Here is a 19,387-nt window from a genome sequence, read left to right on the forward strand (position 1 = left end):
TCCCATAGTCGCCCCCTAGCGGCGTTCGCCGCGCAACTCGCCGACCAGCGTCTGCAGATGGTCCGGTGCGGCATCCTCCGGTGCCACCGGCGGCGCCCCGATCAGGGCGATCCTGGAGAAGAAGCCGCGGCGGAACGGCGTCTTCATCGCCTGGCCGTCGATGCGCGAGAAGAAGCTCCCCCACAAGCCCTGCAGAGCCAGCGGGATCACCGGCACCGGGTTGGCCTCCAGGATGCGGGTAATGCCCGGACGGAAGGGGTAGAGCTCACCGTTATCGGTAATGCGCCCTTCGGGGAAGATGCCGACCAAATCACCGGCTTCCAGCGCCTTGGCTACTTCGGCAAAGGCCCGCTCCATCATCTCCGGGTCTTCCTTGGCCGGGGCGATGGGAATGGCGCCCGAATGGCGGAAGATGTAGTTGAGTATCGGCGTCTTGAAGATGCGGTGGTCCATCACGAAGCGGATCGGCCGCGGCGAAGCCCCCATGATGATGACCGGATCGACGAAGCTGACATGGTTGCAGATCACCAGGGCAGGGCCCTCGACAGGGATGTGCTCCAGCCCCTTCTTCTCGAGCCGGTAGGCGGCATGAATCAGCAGCCAGGCCAGGAAGCGCAGCATGAATTCGGGCACCAGCCCATAGATGTAGATCGCCACTGCCGCATTGCACAGCGCTGCGATGCCGAACAGGGCAGGGATGGACAGCCCGGCGCCGAGCAGGCCAGCCGCCGCCAGCGCTCCCACCACCATGAACAGGGCGTTGGCGATATTGTTGGCGGCGATGATGCGTGCGCGGTGCGCGGGCGAGCTGCGCAACTGCACCAGCGCGTAGAGCGGCACGATGAAGAAGCCGCCGAACATGCCGAGCATGACGAGGTCGAACAGCACCCGCCAGGCCCATGGCTCGCCCAGCAGCGCGCCGAGGCCGAGCGGTGCGCCGGCGGGCAGGGCCGAGGGCGACGCGAAGGCGAGGTCGATGCCGAATAGGGTCAGGCCGATGGAACCGAAGGGCACCAGGCCGATCTCGATGCGCTTGCCGGACATCCGCTCGCACAGCAGGGAGCCGACCCCGATGCCGACGGTGAAGGTGGCGAGCAATAGCGTGACGACCGACTCGTTGCCGCCCAGCACGTTCTTGGCATAGGCCGGAAACTGCGCGAGGAACAGCGCGCCATAGAGCCAGAACCACGAGATGCCGAGAATGGACAGGAACACGGTACGGTTTTGCCGGGCAAAGCCGATGTTGCGCCAGGTTTCGGTGAAGGGATTGGGATTGACCTGCAGGCCGGCATCGGGCGCCGGGGCAGCTGGGATGCGCAGGCTGGTGAGAAAGCCCAGTAAGGCCACCAGCAAGCCGCCCATGGCGATCCATGCCGGATGCTCGACGGCCCCAGCCAGCAGCCCGCCGGCAAGCGTGCCGATCAGGATGGCGACGAAGGTGCCGGCCTCGACCAGGGCGTTACCGCCCACCAGTTCGGTTTCATGCAGATGCTGCGGCAGGATGGCGTACTTGACCGGACCGAACAGCGTCGAATGCAGGCCCAGCAGGAACAGAGCCGACAGCAGCACCGCGAGACTGTGCAGCCAGAAACCGGCGGCGGCCACCACCATAATGACCATCTCCAGCACCTTCACCAGCCGTGCCAGCCTGGCCTTGTCGTACTTGTCGGCCAACTGTCCGGCCGTGGCCGAGAACAGGAAGAAGGGCAGGATGAAGATGCCCGCCGCCAGATTGGCCAGCACCTCGGCCTTGAGCGAGGTCCACTGGCTGGTCTGGAAGGTGAGCAGGACCACCAGGGCGTTCTTGAACAGGTTGTCGTTGAAGGCGCCAAGAAACTGCGTGCCGAAGAAGGGCGCAAAACGACGGCTTTTGAGCAGACCGAACTGTGACGACATCAGGTAGCCTCGCGCAGGTAGGTGAGGACGGCGGACAGGCTTTCCTCGAGAAAAGCCTTGTTGATCCAGCAATACACTTCTTTGCCCTGCTTTTCGGACTGCAGCACGCCCGCTTCGCGCAGGATCTTGAGGTGATGGGATACGGTGGGGCGCGACAGCGTCGATACTTCGGCGATCTGCCCCACGGTCAGGCGATCCCCCGGCTCGAACAAGAGCAGGATGCGTTGCCGATGTTCGTCGCCCAGCGCGACGAACACCTTGGACATGGCGTACCACTCGGGAGGAATGGCCTGGGTATAGTCGTTTTTCATGTCGATATATTTAGACATGTCGACTTAACGTGTCAAGCACCACAAACAAGGGTTTGAATGACTTGCTCGGGCTGCGTGCGCGACGGGTAGTGCGGGCTCTCTCCGCCGCATCCGGCCAGCGGGCTGAAACGAGGGCCGGCTAGTCCCAGGCGACGCCGGCGGCGAACAGATAACCCGCGCCGTAGATGGTTTTGATCAGGGTCGGGCTCGCGGGGGAGTCTTCCAGCTTCTGGCGCAAACGGGAGATGCGCACGTCGATGCTGCGGTCGAGCGGGTCGAGATCGGAGCGTCCCGCGAGCTGTTCGCGGGTCAGTATCCTGTTGGGCCGTTGCAACAAGGCCGCCAGCAGCCGGGCCTCGGAGACGCTGAGTTCGACGGCGTGCCCGGCCGGCGAGGTAAGCCGGTTGCTGTCGGGATCGAAGCGCCAGCCGGCAAAGCGGGCGCAGCGCGCCGCCGTGGCCGGTTCCGGCTCGGTACTGCGGGCGTAGCGGCGCAGGATGACGCGGATGCGGGCGATCAGCTCGCGCGGCTCGAAGGGTTTGACGATGTAGTCGTCGGCGCCGGTCTCCAGGCCCACCACGCGGTCGGCGACGTGGCTGCGGCCGGTGAGGATCAGTACCGGGCAGTCGTGGGTCTTCCAGAGGCGGCCGACCAGTTCCATGCCGTCGATGTCGGGCAGGCCGAGGTCGACCAGGCACAGCCTGGGCCGGGCCGATGCCAGGGCACCAAGCAGTTCCTGGCCGGTACGGAAGCTGCGCACGTCGAAGCCGTATTCCTGCAGGGTACGGCAGATCAGCCGGGAGATTTCCGGTTCGTCCTCGACGACGAAGATCAGGTCGTGGCGGGACTCCGCCACCGCTTCGATGGGCGTATTCGCTGGATTCATCATGGTCCGGGGTTGATCGCCAGGGCGAGTTGTTCTTTGGAAAACGGCTTGTACAAGGGGTCGATACCGAGCTCAGCGGCGAGACCAGCTGCGCCGTCCTGGGCGTTGCCGCTGATCAGCACCACGCGCAGTTCCGGGCGCAGGCGGCGCGTCTTTTCCGCGAGCTGCCAGCCGCTGACGCCGCCGGGCATCACCACGTCGGAGACGACGCAGGCGATTTCCGGCACCTGCTCGATCATGGCGAGCGCCTCGACGCCGTTATCGGCCTCGAGCACGGCATAGCCCAGGTCGACGAGCTGCATGCGGATGATCTTGCGGACTTCGGCTTCATCCTCGACCAGCAGGATCAGCTCGCCGCTGGCGCTGCGGATCGCCAAGCAGGCCGGCGAGCGTACGCGCTCAGGTGGCGGACTCGCCGCCGGCAGGGCCAGGACCACGGCGGTGCCGGAACCGATGGCGCTTTCGATGTGCACCATGCCGTGCGATTGTTCGACGAAACCGTACACCATGCTGAGCCCGAGCCCGCTGCCGCCGTCGAAGCGCTTGGTGGTGAAGAAGGGCTCGAAGGCGCGCGACACGGTGGCGGCGTCCATGCCGGAGCCGTTGTCGCGCACGGTGATGCGGACGTAGTCGCCCGGCACCAGCGGGCGCTCGCCGACGCCCACGGCGACGATAGGCTCAGGGGCGATTTCGATGCGCAGTTGTCCGCCGTCGGGCATGGCGTCGCGGGCGTTGAGGGCAAGGTTGAGCAGGGCGTTTTCCAGCTGGTGCGGATCGGCGAAGGCGTACAGCGCTTCTTCCGGCAGCTGGGTGGTAATGGTGATGGTGGAGGGCAGCGAGCTCCTCAACAGCCGGGTGAGGTCGAGCACCAGGCGGCCGACGTCGATGCTCTGCGGTTCAAGCGGCTGCTGGCGTGAGAAGGTCAGCAACTGCCGGATCACTTCGACGCCGCGCCGCGCGGCCTGGATCGCCGGGTCGACGTATTCCATCAGCGCGGGGGCGTGGCCATGTTTTTCCTGCAGGGCCACGAGGTTGCCCAACACCACGGTCAACAGATTGTTGAAGTCGTGCGCCAGTCCGCCGGCGAGCTCGCCCACCCCTTCCATCTTCTGCGCGCGCAACAAGGCGTTCTGCGCCAGCACCTGCTCGGTGATGTCGAGTGAGAGCGAGAAGAAGCCCATCACCTGGCCGTCCGCCCCGATCTCCGGCACTAGGGTGCTGCGGGCGTAAACGGTGCGGCCATCGGCACGCACCCGCGAGTATTCGTAGCCGACCTGTTGTCCGGACAGCGCCTTGTGCAGGTGCGGCAGCAGGGTCTGGAACAGTTCGCCGCCCATGACAGTTTCCACGGTCTGGCCGATCACCGTTTCCTTGGTGCGCCCGGTCCAGTCGGCGTAGCCCTTGTTGGCGAAGCGATAGACCAGGTGCTTGTCGATGTAGGCGATGAAGGCCGGGACGGTGTCGGTGATCAGGCGCAGCCGCGCCTCGCTCTGGCGCAGGTCGGCGGCGACCAGGTCGAGGTTGGCCTTGGCCTTGCGCAGGCCGGCGTTGGCGCCCTCGAGTTCGGCAGTGCGTTCGCGCACGCGGCGGTCGAGTTCGGCGTTCTCGTTTTCGATCAGGCGCTCGTAATTGCGCTGGGTGGTGATGTCGGTGTAGATCGTGATGAAGCCCTTGCCGGGCAGCGGCACGCCATGAATTTTCAGGACCTGGCCGTCCGGCCGGACCCGCTCCATGGTGTGCGGCAGGAACTGGCGCGCCACTTCGACCCTTTCGGCGACTTGCTGCTCGATGTCGCCCGGTCCGTATTCGCCGCGTTCGGCGTTGTGGCGGATGAAGGCTTCGAACGGGGTGCCGAGGCGGGCGAGATCGTCCGGAAACTCGAGCAGGTCGAGAAAGGCCTGGTTCCACGCCACCAGGCGCAGGTCGGCGTCGAACACGGTGAGACCCTGGTCGATCAGGTCGAGCCCGGCGTGCAGCAAGGCGTGGCGCTCCAGCGCGGCGCTGAATCCCTCTTCATCCGTGACGGGTGTTGGCTTTCCCGACTCCATGGCGTTCTCTTTCCATTCCTGCGATGGCGGTAGGCCTATTGTGCCATGCCCGGCGGCCGGTCAGCGCCCGAACCGGTCCTCGTTACAATTCAGTACATTTCGCGAAAAGTTCATTAAACCTTCTCTTGCACCATAGGCGTATCGCCCGCCGAAACACCGGTACGCGGCCATGAGGCACAGCCGGAGCGCAAGCCGGTGACAACAATCGTGCACATAGAGGAGGAGCTTGCAGTGAACTCGACCAATCCGTACGGCATCGGCCTCGACAAGGGGCCGGCCAATTACGTCCCGCTGTCTCCGCTGACCTTTCTGGAGCGCAGCGCCACGGTGTACCCGGAGCGTCTCGCCGCCATCCACGGCGAGTGGAGGATAACCTGGCGCGAGGTGTACCAGCGCTGCCGCCGCCTGGCCTCGGCCCTGCAGTGCCGGGGCATCGGCGCCGGCGATACCGTGGCGGTGATGCTGCCGAACATTCCGGCGATGTTCGAATGCCATTTCGGCGTGCCGATGTGCGGCGCGGTGCTCAATACCCTGAACACGCGCCTCGACGCCGAGTCGATCGCCTTCATGCTGCGCCACGGCGAGGCCAAGGTGCTGATCACCGACCGCGAATTCTCGGAGCCGGTGGCCCAGGCGCTGGCGTTGCTGGACACGAAACCGCTGGTGATCGACGTGGACGATCCGCTGTTCGTCGGCGGCGAGTTGCTGGGGGAGATGGACTACGAGGCCTTGCTGCGGGAGGGCGACCCGGAGTTTGCCTGGGCGCTGCCCGCCGACGAGTGGGACGCCATCAGCCTCAACTACACCTCGGGCACCACCGGCAACCCGAAGGGGGTGGTCTACCACCATCGTGGCGCCTATCTGAATGCGGTGTGCAATTTGTTCGAGTGGGGCGTGCCGCGCCATTCGGTGTACCTGTGGACGCTGCCGATGTTCCATTGCAACGGCTGGTGCTTCCCCTGGGCCATGGCGGCCAATGCCGGCACCAACGTGTTCCTGCGCCGGGTCGATCCGCGCCAGATCTTCGCCATGATCAAAGAGCACCGGGTCACGCATTACTGCGCGGCGCCGATCGTGCACAACATGCTGATCAATGTGGCCGACGAGTGCGGCAAGGGCATCGAACACGAAGTGAGTTGTCTCGTGGCCGGTGCGGCGCCGCCGGCGGCGGTGATCGAGGGCATGCAGCGCCTGGGCTTCAACATCACCCACGTCTACGGTCTCACCGAAACCTACGGGCCGGCCGGGGTCTGCGCCAAGCAGCCGGAGTGGGAGGGCATGTCCCTGGCGGAGCGCACCGAGCGCAATGGCCGGCAGGGTGTGCGCTACGCCATGCAGGAGGGCATGACGGTGATGAACCCCGAGACCATGCAGCAGGTGCCGGCCGATGGCGAGACCATGGGCGAGATCATGTTCTACGGCAACCTGGTGATGAAGGGCTACCTCAAGAATCCGGATGCCACCGCCGAAGCTTTTGCCGGCGGTTGGTTCCATACCGGCGACCTCGCGGTGCTGCAGCCGGACGGTTACGTCAAGATCAAGGACCGCTCCAAGGACATCATCATTTCTGGCGGCGAGAACATTTCTTCGCTCGAGGTGGAGGATGTGCTGTACCGCCACCCGGCAGTGATGAGCGCTGCGGTGGTGGCCAAGCCGGACAATAAGTGGGGCGAGGTGACCTGCGCCTTCGTCGAGCTGAAGGACGGCGCCGTGGCCACCGAGCGCGAGATCATCGATTACTGCCGCGCCCATCTGGCGCATTTCAAGGCGCCCAAGCAGGTGGTGTTCGGCCCGATCCCGAAAACCTCTACCGGCAAGATCCAGAAATTCCTGCTGCGCCAGGAGATGAAATCGTCCTCGGCCATCGAATGACGGCCCTCGTTGCGGAGTGAGGAAATGAAGATTGTGGTACCCGTGAAGCGGGTCATCGACGCCAATGTCAAGGTGCGTCTCAAGTCCGACGGCAGCGCCGTCGACTCCGACAACATGAAGATGTCGATGAACCCCTTCGACGAGATCGCGGTGGAGGAGGCGATCCGCCTCAAGGAAGCGGGCATCGCCAGCGAGGTGGTGGTGCTCTCGATCGGCTCCGACGCCTGCCAGGACGTGCTGCGCTCGGCGCTGGCGATGGGGGCGGACCGCGCCTTGCTGATCCAGGCCAATGCGGTGTTGGAACCGCTGGCCGTGGCCAAGGTGCTGCGCGCGGTGGTGGAGCGCGAACAGCCGCGGCTGGTGATCTGCGGCAAGCAGTCGACCGACGGCGACGCCAACCAGGTCGGGCAGATGCTGGCGGGGTTGTTGGGCTGGCCGCAGGCTACCTTCGCCTCGAAGCTGGAGCTCGGCGCCGAAAGCGCCACGGTGACGCGCGAGATCGACGGCGGGCTGGAGATCGTCTCGGTCACGCTGCCGGCGGTGACCACCACCGACCTGCGCCTCAACAGCCCGCGCTACACCACGCTGCCCAACATCATGAAGGCCAAGAAGAAGCCGCTCGATGTCGTCGCCCTGGACGATCTCGGCGTGGATGTCCGGCCGCGGCTCGTCACGCTGGGGCTGTCCGAACCGGCGCCGCGCAGCGCGGGGGTGATGGTGGCCGACGTGGCCGAGCTCCTGGCCAAATTGAAGAACGAGGCAAAGGTGATCTGAATGACGGCCCTGATTATCGCTGAACACGACAACGGCGCGCTCAAGAGCGCGACGGCCAGCACCATCGCCGCCGCGCGGCGGCTGGGCGTCGATATCCACGTTCTGGTGGCCGGCAGCGCCTGTTCCGCCGCCGCCCTGCAGGCGGCCCGGCTGCAGGGCGTGGCCAAGGTGTTGATGGCCGATGCCCCGCACTACGAGGGCGGCCTGGCGGAAAACCTAGCGGCGCTGGTCATTTCCCTGGCCCCGGCCTATTCGCATCTGCTGGCCCCGGCATCGACCTTCGGCAAGAACGTGCTGCCACGCGTGGCGGCCCAGCTCGACGTCGGGCAGGTTTCCGACATCGTCGAGGTGCTAGGGGCGGATAGCTTCGTGCGACCTATCCATGCCGGCAACGTGCTCGCCAAGGTGCGCTGCGACGAGCCGATCAAGGTGATCACGGTGCGCGCCACCGCCTTCGAGGCGGTCGGGCAGGGCGGTGCGGCGCCGATCGAGACCATCGCCCCCGGTCCCGATCTGGGGCTGTCGCGGCTGCTGGCACGCGAGCTGACCCATTCGGCCCGTCCCGAACTGACCGAGGCCAAGATCGTGGTGTCCGGCGGGCGCGGCTTGCAAAGCGGCGAGAACTTCAAGCTGCTGGAGACTTTGGCCGACCGGCTGGGGGCGGCCATCGGTGCCTCGCGTGCGGCGGTCGATTCGGGCTTCGTGCCCAACGACTACCAGGTGGGCCAGACCGGCAAGATCGTCGCCCCGCAGCTCTACATCGCCGTCGGCATTTCCGGCGCCATCCAGCATCTGGCCGGCATGAAGGGCTCCAAGGTGATCGTGGCGATCAACAAGGACCCGGAGGCGCCGATTTTCCAGGTCGCCGATTACGGCCTCGTCGCCGACCTGTTCCAGGCCGTGCCGGCGTTGATCTCGGCACTCGACCAATAACCGTTCACAGCTTGTTCGCGATGTGCCGCGCGGGCCGCCTGGCCCGGTGCGGCGTCCGTGGCCACGGCCATCGCCGAGCCACCGGACACCCATGCCCGGCGCTCGCGAGCAGGCGCAAAGGAGAATGACCGATGAGTCACTATATCGCCCCGGTAAGGGACATGTTGTTCGTGATGCAGGAGCTGGCCGGCCTGGCCGAAGTATCCTCCCTGCCGGGCTGGGAGGAGGCGGGAGCCGAGCTGGCTGAAGCCGTACTGGAAGAGGCCGGCCGCTTCGCCGGCGAGGTGATCGCCCCGCTCAACGTGGTGGGAGATCGCGAAGGCAGCCGTCTCGTCGACGGCAAGGTGGTGGTGCCCACCGGCTTTGCCGAGGCTTACCGCCAGTTCGTCGAGGCGGGCTGGGGCGGCATTTCGTCGCCGGACGAGTTCGGCGGGCAGGGTCTGCCGCAGCTCTTGGCCAAGCCGGTGACCGAGATGTGGAAATCGGCCTGCCTGGCGTTTTCGTTGTGCCCGATGCTGACGCAGGGGGCGCTGGAGGCGCTGCTGCATCACGGCACGGCACAGCAAAAGAGCGTCTACCTCGCCAAGCTGGTATCGGGCGAGTGGACCGGCACCATGAATTTGACCGAGCCGCAGGCCGGTTCCGATCTCTCGGCGGTGCGCAGCCGCGCCATGCCGGAAGGCGATCATTACCGGATCTTCGGCAACAAGATTTTCATCACCTGGGGCGAGCACGACGTCACCGAGAATATCGTGCACCTGGTGCTGGCACGGCTGCCGGACGCGCCGGCCGGGGTGAAGGGCATCTCGCTGTTCGTGGTGCCCAAGTATCTGGTCAATGAGGACGGTAAGCTCGGGGCACGCAACGACGTGCAGTGCGTGTCGCTGGAGCACAAGCTGGGCATCCATGCCAGCCCGACCGCAGTGCTGGCCTTCGGCGAGAGCCAGGGCGCCATCGGCTATCTGGTCGGCGAAGCCAATCGCGGCCTGGAATACATGTTCACCATGATGAACCACGCGCGGCTGGCGGTCGGGCTGGAAGGGGTGGCGATTTCCGAACGCGCCTACCAGCAGGCCCGCGACTACGCCCGCGAGCGGGTGCAGGGCAGGGCGCTGGGCCACGAAAGCGCGGGTCCGATCATCCGCCATCCGGACGTGCGGCGCATGTTGATGCTGATGAAGTCGCAGACCGAGGCGATGCGGGCGCTGGCTTACGTCACGGCCGCCTACATGGACCAGGCCGCGCGTCACCCCGACCCGGCCGAGCGCGCGCGCTACCAGGCCCGTGCCGAGCTGCTCACTCCGGTGGTGAAGGGCTGGTGCACCGAGACCGCGCAGGAAGTCACCTCGCTCGGCGTGCAGGTGCACGGTGGCATGGGCTTCATCGAGGAGACCGGCGCCGCCCAGCATCTGCGTGATGCCCGCATCACCACCATCTACGAGGGGACAACCGGCATCCAGGCCAACGACCTGCTCGGGCGCAAGACGGTGCGCGAACAAGGCAAGACGCTGCTGGCGCTGATCGAGGAGATGCGCGGCGACGCCCGGCGTATCGGCCGGATCGAGGGTGAAGGCTTCGGCCAGTTGGCGGCCGATCTCGAGGCGGCGATCGCGGCGCTGGAAGGCTGCACGCAACACCTGATCGCCTCCTCCGCCGAGGCTCCCGAGCTGGCCTTTGCCGGAGCGGTGCCCTATCTGATGCTGCTGGGCACCGTGTGCGGCGGCTGGCAGATGGTGCGCGCCGCCGAGGCGGCCCAGTCCCGCATCGCCGCCGGCGAGCCCGCCGCGTTCTACCAGGCCAAGATCGCTACCGCGCGCTTCTACGCCGATCACGTCCTGCCGCGCGTATTGACGCAGGCCCACGTGGTGCGCCACGGCGCCCGCGCCACGCTGGCGCTCGACGACTCCGCGTTCTGAGGAGGGGGCGATGAGAGACCGCGAAAGCATGCAGTACGACGTGGTGATCGTGGGCGGCGGGCCTTCCGGCCTGACCGCGGCGATTCGCCTCAAGCAACTGGCGGCCGAAAAGGGCCAGGACATCAGCGTCTGTCTGCTGGAAAAGGGCTCCGAGATCGGCGCGCATATTCTCTCTGGCGCCGTGATCGAACCCCGGACGCTGAACGAACTGATCCCGGACTGGAAAGAGAAGGGCGCCCCGCTCAACACCCCGGCCCAAAAGGACCAGTTCCTGTTCCTGACCGAGACCGAGTCGATCCAGCTGCCCACCCCGCCGCAGATGAACAATCACGGCAACTACATCGTCAGCCTGGGCAACTTCTGCCGCTGGCTCGGCCAGCAGGCCGAGGAACTGGGCGTCGAGATCTACCCCGGCTTCGCCGCCGCCGAAGTGCTCTACCACCCGGACGGCTCGGTCAAGGGGGTCGCCACCGGCAACGTCGGCACCGGCAAGAACGGTGAGCTGGAAGGCGAACCCGGCATGGAACTGTGGGCCAAACAGACCATCTTCGCCGAAGGCTGTCGCGGCTCGCTGACCAAGACCCTGTTCGAGCGTTTCCAGCTGCGTGACGGCGCCGACCCGCAGACCTACGGCATCGGTATCAAGGAACTGTGGGAAGTCCAGCCCGACAAACACGAACCGGGCAAGATCACCCACACCGCCGGCTGGCCGATGGACACCGCCACCTACGGCGGCTCCTTCCTCTACCACCTGGAAGACAACCTGGTGGCGGTCGGCTTCGTGATCGGGCTCGACTACCAGAACCCTTACCTGTCGCCGTACGAGGAGTTCCAGCGCTTCAAGACCCACCCGGCGGTGCGCGGCGTGTTCGAAGGTGCCCGCCGTCTCTCCTACGGCGCGCGCGCCATTTCCGAAGGCGGGCTGCAGAGCATCCCCAAGCTCACCTTCCCGGGCGGGGTGCTGATCGGCGATACCGCCGGCTTCCTCAACGTGCCGAAGATCAAGGGCACCCACACCGCGATGAAGTCCGGCATGTTGGCCGCAGAAGCGGTGTTCGAGGCGCTGGCTGCCGCTGGAGAAGACCAGACCATCGAGGCGGTGGCCTACACCGACAAGTTCAAGCAAAGCTGGCTGCACGACGAGTTGCACAGCGTGCGCAACATCCGCCCGGCGTTCCGCTGGGGGCTGTGGCCGGCGATGATCTACTCGGCCATCGACACCTATCTGTTCCGCGGCAAGGCGCCGTGGACGCTGCGTCACAAGCATCACGACCACGAGTGTCTGAAGCCCAAGGACGAGTGCACGCCGATCAACTATCCGAAGCCGGATGGTGTGCTGACCTTCGATCGCCTGTCATCGGTGTTCATCTCCAACACCAACCACAGCGAAGACCAGCCGCCGCACCTCAAGCTCAAGGATCCGACGGTGCCGGTGCGCATCAACCTGGCACTGTACGACGCGCCGGAGCAGCGCTACTGCCCGGCCGGGGTGTACGAGATCGTCGGCCGCGAGGAGGGCGAACCGCGCCTGCAGATCAACGCGCAGAACTGCGTGCACTGCAAGACCTGCGACATCAAGGACCCGAGCCAGAACATCGGCTGGACCACCCCGGAAGGCGGCGGCGGGCCCAACTACCCGAACATGTAAACAACCGAGCGGCCTGGCCCTGCTGGAGCGCTTCGCGCTGCGGCAAGCGCCGGTCTGCGCGCGATAACAAGCACGACTTCACATCGAGAGAGCACAGAGATGACAGAAAACAATTTGACCATCGGCGTGGTAGGGGCGGGACAGATGGGACGCGGCATCGCCCAGGTCTGCGCCATGGCCGGCCTGACCGTGCTGCTGCACGACGTTTCGGAGCAGGCCATCGCCCGCGGCATCGACGCCATCGGCGGCCAGCTCGACCGGCTGGTGCACAAGGAGAAGCTCGATGCCGCCGCCCGCGACGCGGCACTGGCTCACCTGAAGCCCGCCGCCAGCCTGGAGCAACTGGCCTCGTGCGACTGCGTGATCGAGGCCGCCACCGAGAACGAGGCGCTCAAGCTCGACATCTTCCGCCGGCTCGACGCCATCGTGCAGCCCAACGCCGTGCTCGCCAGCAATACCTCGTCGATCTCGATCACGCGCATCGCCGCGGCAACCCGGCGGCCGGACAAGGTGATCGGCATGCACTTCATGAACCCGGTGCCGGTGATGCCGCTGATCGAGATCATCCGCGGCCTGCATACCTCGGACGCCGTCTGCCAGGCGGTCACCCTGCTCGCCAAACAGATCGGCAAGGTGCCGGTGGAAGTGAAGGACGGCTTCGGCTTCGTCGCCAACCGTCTGCTGATCCCGATGATCAACGAGGCGATCTTCTGCCTCTACGAGGGGCTGGCCCATGCCGAGGACATCGACACCGTGATGAAGCTCGGCGCCAACCACCCCATCGGCCCGCTGGCCCTGGCCGACCTGATCGGCCTCGACACCTGCCTCGCCATCATGCAGGTGCTGCACGAGGGCTTCGGCGACGCCAAGTACCGGCCTTGCCCGCTGCTGAAGCAGATGGTCGACGCCGGCCTGCTCGGTCGCAAGACTGGCCAGGGCTTTTTCCACTACAACACATAAGCCAAACCCGATGGCCGTCACGGAGCTGGCGTACGACGCCGGCTTCACCGATCACCCTGACAACCGGAGGCATCCGCCATGTCCAGCGAACCCAATGTGCTGCTCGAACTCGTCGAGCCTTCCATCTACCGACTGACCATCAACCGCCCCAAGGCCTTGAACGCCCTGAACCAGGCCACCATCGCCGAGCTGGGCGATGCGCTGGCGGCGATCGCGGCAAACAATGACGCGCGCGTGCTGCTCGTGACCGGCGCCGGCGACAAGGCCTTCGTGGCCGGGGCGGATATCCGCGCCATGCAGGACATGAGCCCGATCGAGGGGCAGCGCTTCGCCCGCGACACCATGGCGGTGTTCCGCCGACTGGAAACGCTGCCCATCCCCGTCATCACCGTGGTCAACGGCTACGCGCTGGGCGGCGGCTGCGAGCTGGCCATGAGCTGCGACTGGATTCTGGCCTCGGAGACGGCGGTGTTCGGCCAACCCGAAGTCAACCTGGGCCTCACGCCGGGCTTTGGCGGCACGCAGCGGCTGACCCGGCTGGTGGGGCGGGCCCGCGCCATGGAGTTGATCACCACCGGGCGGCAGATCAAGGCAGACGAGGCGCTGCGCTGGGGGCTGGTCAACCACGTGTTTCCGGCGGCACAGCTGATGGACGCGGCGCTCGACATGGCGCGGCAGATCGCGGCCAAGGCGCCGATCGCGGTGCGGCTGAGCAAGGAGGCGATCCAGCGCGGCCAGGATCTCGACCTCGACAATGCCTGCCAGTTCGAGGCCCAGGTATTCGGCCTGGCCTTTTCCACGGAAGACAAGCGGGAGGGGGTGGCGGCCTTCCTCGAAAAACGCAGCCCGACCTTCAGCAACCGCTAGATCGTAGTCGTATCCGGCGGGGGATCGGGCGCGTTGCCCCCGCCGGCGTTTCACCCCCGCATCAGATAACAACCATTAACTCTATTGGAGGAAAACCATCATGACTGCACCTCAGCAGGGTCTTCAGATCGTCGAAACCCGTACCGCCATTGCCGACCCGACCGCCCTGGGCGTGTTCGGCCTATCGCTGGTCACGTTCGTGGCGGCCTCGGCCAAGATGCATTGGACAGAAGGCGTGGGATATCTGATCCCGTGGACGATGTTCCTGGGGTCGATCGCCCAGATCTGGGCCTCGTCGCTCGACTTCAAGAAGAACAACTACTTCGGCGCCGTCGTGCTGGGTGTCTACGGCCTGTTCTGGATGGCCGTCTCGATGCACTGGGCGATCAGCCTGGGCTGGTTCGGCGCCATCGACCCGGCGCAGTTCGATCCGCGGCAGATCGCCTTCGCCTTCTTCGGCTACGGCATCTTTTCGTTGTTCATCATGGTGGTGGCGTTCGAGACCAACAAGGTGTTCGCCGCCATCGTGGTGCTGATCAACGTCCTGCTGTTCTCGCTGGGCTTCGCCGCGCTGGGGTTCGCCAAGGCTCAGTTGAGCGCGGCGGCGGCCTGGTCGGAATTGATCATCTCGCTGTTGGGCTTCTACGCCTGCGGGGCGATCTTTTTCAAGAACTTCTTCGGCCGGGAAATCCTGCCCTTGGGCGCGCCGCTCGGTCTGATCAAGCGTAGTTGAGGCCATCTCCGGGCGTGCCGTGTTGGACATGCCCGGCCCGTACTGCCTGCCGGGCGCCCTAGTCGAAACGGTCGTCCTTCACCTGCACCATGCCGTTCTCCACCCGCACCGGGAAGGTCGCCACCGGCTCGTAGGCCGGCGGGGTCAGCGCCTCGCCGGTCACCAGCGAGAACATCGAGCCGTGGCGCGGGCAGATGATGTTCTCGTCCAGTATGTCTCCCTCCGACAGGGTTTCGGCCTCGTGGGTGCATAAGTCCTCGATGGCGTAGTAGCGGCCGTTGACGTTGAACACGGCGACGGGCACGCCGTCCACGTCCAGCGTGCGGAAGGAGCCCGGCTCGAATTCGTCCGCCGGGGCGACGTCGACCCAGTCGCTCATCACAGCAACCCCAGTTCGAGGCGCGCCGCCTCGCTCATCATGTCCTGGCTCCAGGGCGGTTCCCACACCAGCTCCACCTCGGCCTCGTGCACCCCGTCCACCCGTTCTACCGCCTCGGCCACCAGACCGGGAAAGGTCTGCGCCACCGGGCAGCCGGGGGCCGTCAGCGTCAGGTCGATATGGACCTTGCCTTCGGCGGCGTCCACGTCCAGCGCGTAGACGAGGCCCAGGTCGTAGATGTTGACCGGGATTTCCGGGTCGTACACGGTGCGCAGAGCCTCGATCACGCGCGCCTCCAGTTCCGACACCGGCCGGGCGGCGGTTTGCTCGTCGTGGTGCAGCCAATCGAACAGTCCCATCGTATTCACTCCGTCGATACCGGTTGCGACTCCCCGTGCAACGCCGCCAGCAGCGTGTGCCAAGCCAGGGTGGCGCACTTCACCCGCGTCGGGAATTCGCGCACGCCGGCCAGCACCTCCAGCTTGCCGATCGGCGCCAGGGGGCGGGCGTCGTCCCCGCCGGTCACCAGTGCATGAAAAACGGCGAACAGCGCCTCGGCCTCGGCTTGGGTCTTGCCCTTCAACGCGTCGGTCATCAGCGAGGCCGAGGCGGTGGAGATGGCGCAGCCCGAGCCCTCGAAACTGGCGTCCTCGATCACGCCGTCCACCACCCGCAGCGACAGCGTCAGGTGGTCGCCGCACAAGGGGTTGAAGCCCTCGGCGTGGCGGTTTGCATCCTCCAGCGGACCGAAATTGTGCGGCCGGCGGTAGTGGTCGACGATGAGCTCCTGATAGAGATCGCGCAAATCAGTCATCAACCGAAAACCTCCCGTGCCTTGCGAATGGCGCGCATCAGCACGTCCACTTCCTCGAAGGTGTTGTAGAGGGCGAACGAGGCGCGCGCCGTGGCGGGCACGCCGAAGTGCGCCATGACCGGCATCGCGCAATGATGGCCGGCGCGTACCGCCACCCCCTCCAGGTCCAGCACCGTGCCGACGTCGTGCGGGTGCACGCCCTCGAGCATGAACGACAGGATGCTCGCCTTGTCGCGCGCCGTGCCGATCAGGCGCAGACCGGGAACCTGCGCCGCCTGCTCGGTGGCGTAGGCCAGCAGCGCCTGTTCGTGGGCGGCGATGGCGGGCAGGCCGATCGTGTTCACGTAGTCGATGGCCGCTCCCAGGCCGATGACGCCGGCGATATTCGGGGTGCCGGCCTCGAACTTGTACGGCAGGTCGTTGTAGGTGGTCTTGGCGAAGGTAACCTGGCGGATCATGTCGCCGCCGCCCTGATAGGGCGGCATCGACTCGAGCAGCGCGGCCTTGCCGTAGAGCACGCCGATGCCGGTCGGGCCGTAGAGCTTGTGCCCGGAAAAAGCGTAGAAGTCGCAGCCGAGCACCTGCACGTCGACCGGCAGATGGGCGGCGGCCTGCGCCCCGTCGACCAGCACCACCGCGCCGGCAGCGTGGGCGAGTTCGACCAGTTGCCGCACCGGGTTGAGGGTGCCCAGCGCGTTGGACAGATGCGTCAGCGCGACCAGGCGCGTGGCCGGCCCCAACAGGCGGGCGAATTCCTCCAGGCGCAGCTCGCCCGCGTCGTCGATCGGGGCGACGCGCAGCACGGCACCGCTGCGTTCGCACAGCAGTTGCCACGGCACGATGTCGGAGTGGTGCTCCATCTCGGTGATCAGGATCTCGTCGCCGGGCCGCAATCGCTGGCCGAAGCTCGCCGCCACCAGGTTGATCGCCTCGGTGGTGCCGCGCACGAACACGATCTCCTCGCGCCGCGCCGCGTTGATGAAGCGCCGCACCGTGTCGCGCGCCGCCTCGAAGGCCTCGGTCGCCCGCTGGCTCAGGCTGTGCACGCCGCGATGGACGTTGGCATTCAGCTCGCGGTAGTAGCGCGCCTCGCACTCGATCACGCTCGACGGCTTCTGGGTGGTCGCGGCGTTGTCCAGGTAGACCAGCGGCTTGCCGTGCACGATCTGGCTCAGGATGGGGAAATCCTGCCGCCAGCGCGCCACTTCCAGAGCGGACGGCGACGCGCCATGGTGGGCATTCCGTTCGTTCACCGGTGCGTTCATAGCAGCTCCTTCACCCGCTCGGGCAGGCGTCCCAGCAACAGTAGCTCCAGCCGGGCGCGCAGCGGCATCGCTTCCACCCGGCCGATCATCTCGGCGGCGAAGGCGAAGGTGAGCAGCGCGCGCGCCTCGGCATCGTCCACGCCACGCGAGCGCAGATAGAACACCTGCTCGGGGTCGAGCTGGCCCACGGTGGCACCGTGGCTGCATTTCACGTCGTCGGCGTAGATCTCCAGCTGTGGCTTGGTGTCGATCTCGGCGTTGTCCGACAGCAGCAGGTTGCGATTGGCCTGGTGCGCGTCGGTATGTTGCGCATCGGGATGCACCACGACCCGGCCGTTGAACACCGCACGCGAAGCCCCGGCCAGCACGCCCTTGTAGAACTCGCGGCTGGTACCGTAGGGCTGAGCATGGTCGATGCGGGTGTGGTGGTCGACATGCTGCCGGCCGTCGGCCATGTACAAGCCATCGAGCGTGCACGCGGCATGCTCGGCATTGAGCCCGACCCGGATATCGAGCCGCGCCAGCCCGCCGCCCAAGGCAAACGAACGCGAGGTGAAACGGCTACCGTGCCCTTGATCCGCATTCACCGCGGCGATATGGAAGGCCTTCAGGCTCTCCTGCTGCAGCTTGTGATGCTCGACCTCGGCATCGCGCCCGACGACGAGATCGGTGATGGTGTTGGTGAAGTAGGCGCCATCATCCACGGCGACATGGTGCTCGATCAGGCAGGCGCGGCTGCCGGCATCGGCCTGGACCAGATTGCGCGTCTGCACCGCCAGCCCGGGGTCGGTGGTGATGAACAGCAATTGCAGCGGCGTGTCGAGCACCACCCCGTCGGCAAGATGTACATAGGCGCCGTCGGTCATGAACGCCGCATTCAGCGCCGCGAAACCGGACGGGTAACCATCGGGCAAGGCGCCCAGCACGGCCTCCAGCCGCTCCGGTTCACGCTCCAGCAGCTCGGCCAGGCTGGTCAGCGTGGCCCCCGGCGGCAGCGGATCGAGGCGTGACCAGCGCGGCTGGTAGTGCCCGTTCACGAACACCATCCGCCGCGCCCCCGGCAGGCTCCACGCCTCGATCTGTTCGACCTCGAGGCAGGCCGACACTGGCGGCGCCAGTTCGAAACGGCCCTGTTCGATGGCCGCCACGCGAGTGTACTTCCAGTCCTCCTGCCTCAGCGTCGGAAAGCCGGTCTCGACAAAGGAGGCCATACCCGCCTCGCGCATGCGCCGCAGCCACGGCAGACGCCAGCCGGGCAAGGCGGCGGCCACGCAGGCAAACTCGTTGCGGTAGAAGTCGGTGGCGGCGCTCATGGCGTGGTTCCCGTGCCGGCGGCGGCCTCGACCCAGCCGTAGCCGCGGTTTTCCAGCTCCAGCGCCAGCTCGCGCCCGCCGGACAGCGCGATGCGGCCTTGCGCCAGCACATGCACCCGGTCCGGCACCACGTAGTTCAGCAGGCGCTGATAGTGGGTCACCAGGATGATGGCGCGCTCCGGGCTGCGCATGGCGTTGACGCCACCGGCGACGACCTTCAGCGCGTCGATGTCGAGGCCCGAGTCGGTCTCGTCGAGAATGGCGAGTTTCGGCTCCAGCACCGCCATCTGCAGGATCTCGTTACGCTTCTTCTCGCCCCCGGAGAAGCCCTCGTTCACCGAGCGGTAGAGCAGGGCGGAGTCCATGCCCATCAGAGCGAGCTTGTCCTTGACCAGCGCGAGGAAATCGACCGCATCCAGTTCCGGCTCGCCGCGGTGCTTGCGCTGCGCATTGACCGCCGCCTTCAAGAGATAGATGTTGGCCACGCCGGGAATCTCCACCGGATACTGGAAGGCGAGAAAGACGCCCTCACGCGCCCGCTCCTCGGGAGACAGGTCCAGCAGGTTGCGGCCTTGGTAGCGTATTTCGCCGTCCGTCACCGTGTAGCCCTCGCGCCCGGCCAGCACATGGGCCAGCGTGCTCTTGCCCGAGCCGTTCGGCCCCATGATCGCGTGCACCTCCCCGGCGCGGACCGTCAGGTCGATGCCGCGCAGGATGGGCTTGCCGTCCACGCTGACGTGCAGATTGCGGATCTCGAGCATCATCTCACCCC

General features: G+C 66.3%; 18 protein-coding genes. 8 read left to right on the forward strand and 10 right to left on the reverse strand.

The genetic code is table 11. The features are described 5' to 3' along the window. Positions 1 to 15: 15 nt before the first annotated feature. The 4 genes from PSEMAI1_RS0109780 to PSEMAI1_RS0109795 form a co-directional block, all read right to left on the reverse strand. A complete protein-coding gene (locus PSEMAI1_RS0109780; protein WP_024302699.1) occupies positions 16 to 1,896 on the reverse strand; it encodes an MFS transporter in 1,881 nt (626 codons plus the stop codon). Next, entirely contained in the window at positions 1,896 to 2,225 is a 330-nt protein-coding gene (locus PSEMAI1_RS0109785; protein WP_084612658.1) for a helix-turn-helix transcriptional regulator, read from the reverse strand. Before PSEMAI1_RS0109785 ends, PSEMAI1_RS0109780 begins: the two co-directional genes overlap by 1 nt. Before the next feature lie 121 nt (positions 2,226 to 2,346). Beyond that, on the reverse strand, positions 2,347 to 3,096 hold the full coding sequence (locus PSEMAI1_RS0109790; RefSeq protein ID WP_029770610.1) for a response regulator transcription factor: 750 nt from the start codon (positions 3,094 to 3,096) through the stop codon (positions 2,347 to 2,349). Then, the gene (locus PSEMAI1_RS0109795; RefSeq protein ID WP_024302702.1) at positions 3,093 to 5,141 is read right to left on the reverse strand and encodes a PAS-domain containing protein; all 2,049 of its coding nucleotides are present in this window, start codon (positions 5,139 to 5,141) and stop codon (positions 3,093 to 3,095) included. The genes PSEMAI1_RS0109790 and PSEMAI1_RS0109795 overlap by 4 nt, the downstream gene beginning before the upstream one ends. 231 nt (positions 5,142 to 5,372) lie before the next feature. Here PSEMAI1_RS0109795 and PSEMAI1_RS0109800 point away from each other — a divergent pair, with 231 nt between their 5' ends. The 8 genes from PSEMAI1_RS0109800 (at position 5,373) to PSEMAI1_RS0109835 (ending at position 14,844) form a co-directional block, all read left to right on the forward strand. After that, positions 5,373 to 7,013: an acyl-CoA synthetase gene (locus tag PSEMAI1_RS0109800; RefSeq protein ID WP_024302703.1), complete on the forward strand. Its 1,641-nt coding sequence runs from the start codon at positions 5,373 to 5,375 to the stop codon at positions 7,011 to 7,013. Between the two features lie 24 nt (positions 7,014 to 7,037). Next, complete coding sequence (locus tag PSEMAI1_RS0109805; protein WP_024302704.1) at positions 7,038 to 7,787, forward strand: electron transfer flavoprotein subunit beta/FixA family protein; 750 nt, start codon at positions 7,038 to 7,040, stop codon at positions 7,785 to 7,787. Beyond that, positions 7,788 to 8,720 carry an electron transfer flavoprotein subunit alpha/FixB family protein gene (locus PSEMAI1_RS0109810; RefSeq protein WP_024302705.1) on the forward strand — a complete coding sequence of 311 codons (933 nt, stop codon included), beginning with the start codon at positions 7,788 to 7,790 and terminating at the stop codon, positions 8,718 to 8,720. Between the two features lie 131 nt (positions 8,721 to 8,851). After that, on the forward strand, positions 8,852 to 10,636 hold the full coding sequence (locus PSEMAI1_RS0109815; RefSeq protein ID WP_024302706.1) for an acyl-CoA dehydrogenase: 1,785 nt from the start codon (positions 8,852 to 8,854) through the stop codon (positions 10,634 to 10,636). Positions 10,637 to 10,664: 28 nt separating this feature from the next. Next, positions 10,665 to 12,284, forward strand: coding sequence for an electron transfer flavoprotein-ubiquinone oxidoreductase (locus tag PSEMAI1_RS0109820; protein ID WP_029770611.1), 1,620 nt, complete (start codon positions 10,665 to 10,667; stop codon positions 12,282 to 12,284). A gap of 99 nt (positions 12,285 to 12,383) precedes the next feature. Further along, a complete protein-coding gene (locus tag PSEMAI1_RS0109825) occupies positions 12,384 to 13,244 on the forward strand; it encodes a 3-hydroxybutyryl-CoA dehydrogenase (RefSeq protein WP_024302708.1) in 861 nt (286 codons plus the stop codon). A gap of 78 nt (positions 13,245 to 13,322) precedes the next feature. Next, positions 13,323 to 14,111 carry an enoyl-CoA hydratase-related protein gene (locus PSEMAI1_RS0109830; protein ID WP_024302709.1) on the forward strand — a complete coding sequence of 263 codons (789 nt, stop codon included), beginning with the start codon at positions 13,323 to 13,325 and terminating at the stop codon, positions 14,109 to 14,111. A 100-nt stretch (positions 14,112 to 14,211) separates the two neighbouring features. Next, complete coding sequence (locus PSEMAI1_RS0109835) at positions 14,212 to 14,844, forward strand: acetate uptake transporter family protein (protein WP_024302710.1); 633 nt, start codon at positions 14,212 to 14,214, stop codon at positions 14,842 to 14,844. Positions 14,845 to 14,902: 58 nt separating this feature from the next. Here the strand turns inward: PSEMAI1_RS0109835 and PSEMAI1_RS0109840 are convergent, their stop codons facing one another. Genes PSEMAI1_RS0109840 through sufC form a run of 6 tightly spaced genes read right to left on the reverse strand, consistent with a single transcriptional unit; the run spans position 14,903 to position 19,376 of the window. Beyond that, positions 14,903 to 15,223, reverse strand: coding sequence for a non-heme iron oxygenase ferredoxin subunit (locus tag PSEMAI1_RS0109840; RefSeq protein WP_024302711.1), 321 nt, complete (start codon positions 15,221 to 15,223; stop codon positions 14,903 to 14,905). Beyond that, on the reverse strand, positions 15,223 to 15,582 hold the full coding sequence (locus PSEMAI1_RS0109845) for an SUF system Fe-S cluster assembly protein (RefSeq protein WP_024302712.1): 360 nt from the start codon (positions 15,580 to 15,582) through the stop codon (positions 15,223 to 15,225). The genes PSEMAI1_RS0109840 and PSEMAI1_RS0109845 overlap by 1 nt, the downstream gene beginning before the upstream one ends. Before the next feature lie 5 nt (positions 15,583 to 15,587). Next, complete coding sequence (sufU, locus tag PSEMAI1_RS0109850; protein ID WP_024302713.1) at positions 15,588 to 16,037, reverse strand: Fe-S cluster assembly sulfur transfer protein SufU; 450 nt, start codon at positions 16,035 to 16,037, stop codon at positions 15,588 to 15,590. Then, a complete protein-coding gene (locus PSEMAI1_RS0109855) occupies positions 16,037 to 17,302 on the reverse strand; it encodes a cysteine desulfurase (RefSeq protein WP_024302714.1) in 1,266 nt (421 codons plus the stop codon). The genes sufU and PSEMAI1_RS0109855 overlap by 1 nt, the downstream gene beginning before the upstream one ends. Next, entirely contained in the window at positions 17,299 to 18,615 is a 1,317-nt protein-coding gene (gene sufD / locus PSEMAI1_RS0109860; RefSeq protein ID WP_024302715.1) for a Fe-S cluster assembly protein SufD, read from the reverse strand. The genes PSEMAI1_RS0109855 and sufD overlap by 4 nt, the downstream gene beginning before the upstream one ends. Continuing rightward, positions 18,612 to 19,376: a Fe-S cluster assembly ATPase SufC gene (gene sufC, locus PSEMAI1_RS0109865; protein WP_024302716.1), complete on the reverse strand. Its 765-nt coding sequence runs from the start codon at positions 19,374 to 19,376 to the stop codon at positions 18,612 to 18,614. Before sufC ends, sufD begins: the two co-directional genes overlap by 4 nt. Between the last annotated feature and the right edge of the window lie 11 nt (positions 19,377 to 19,387).

It is taken from the genome of Pseudogulbenkiania sp. MAI-1, assembly GCF_000527175.1.
Classification (GTDB): domain Bacteria; phylum Pseudomonadota; class Gammaproteobacteria; order Burkholderiales; family Chromobacteriaceae; genus Pseudogulbenkiania.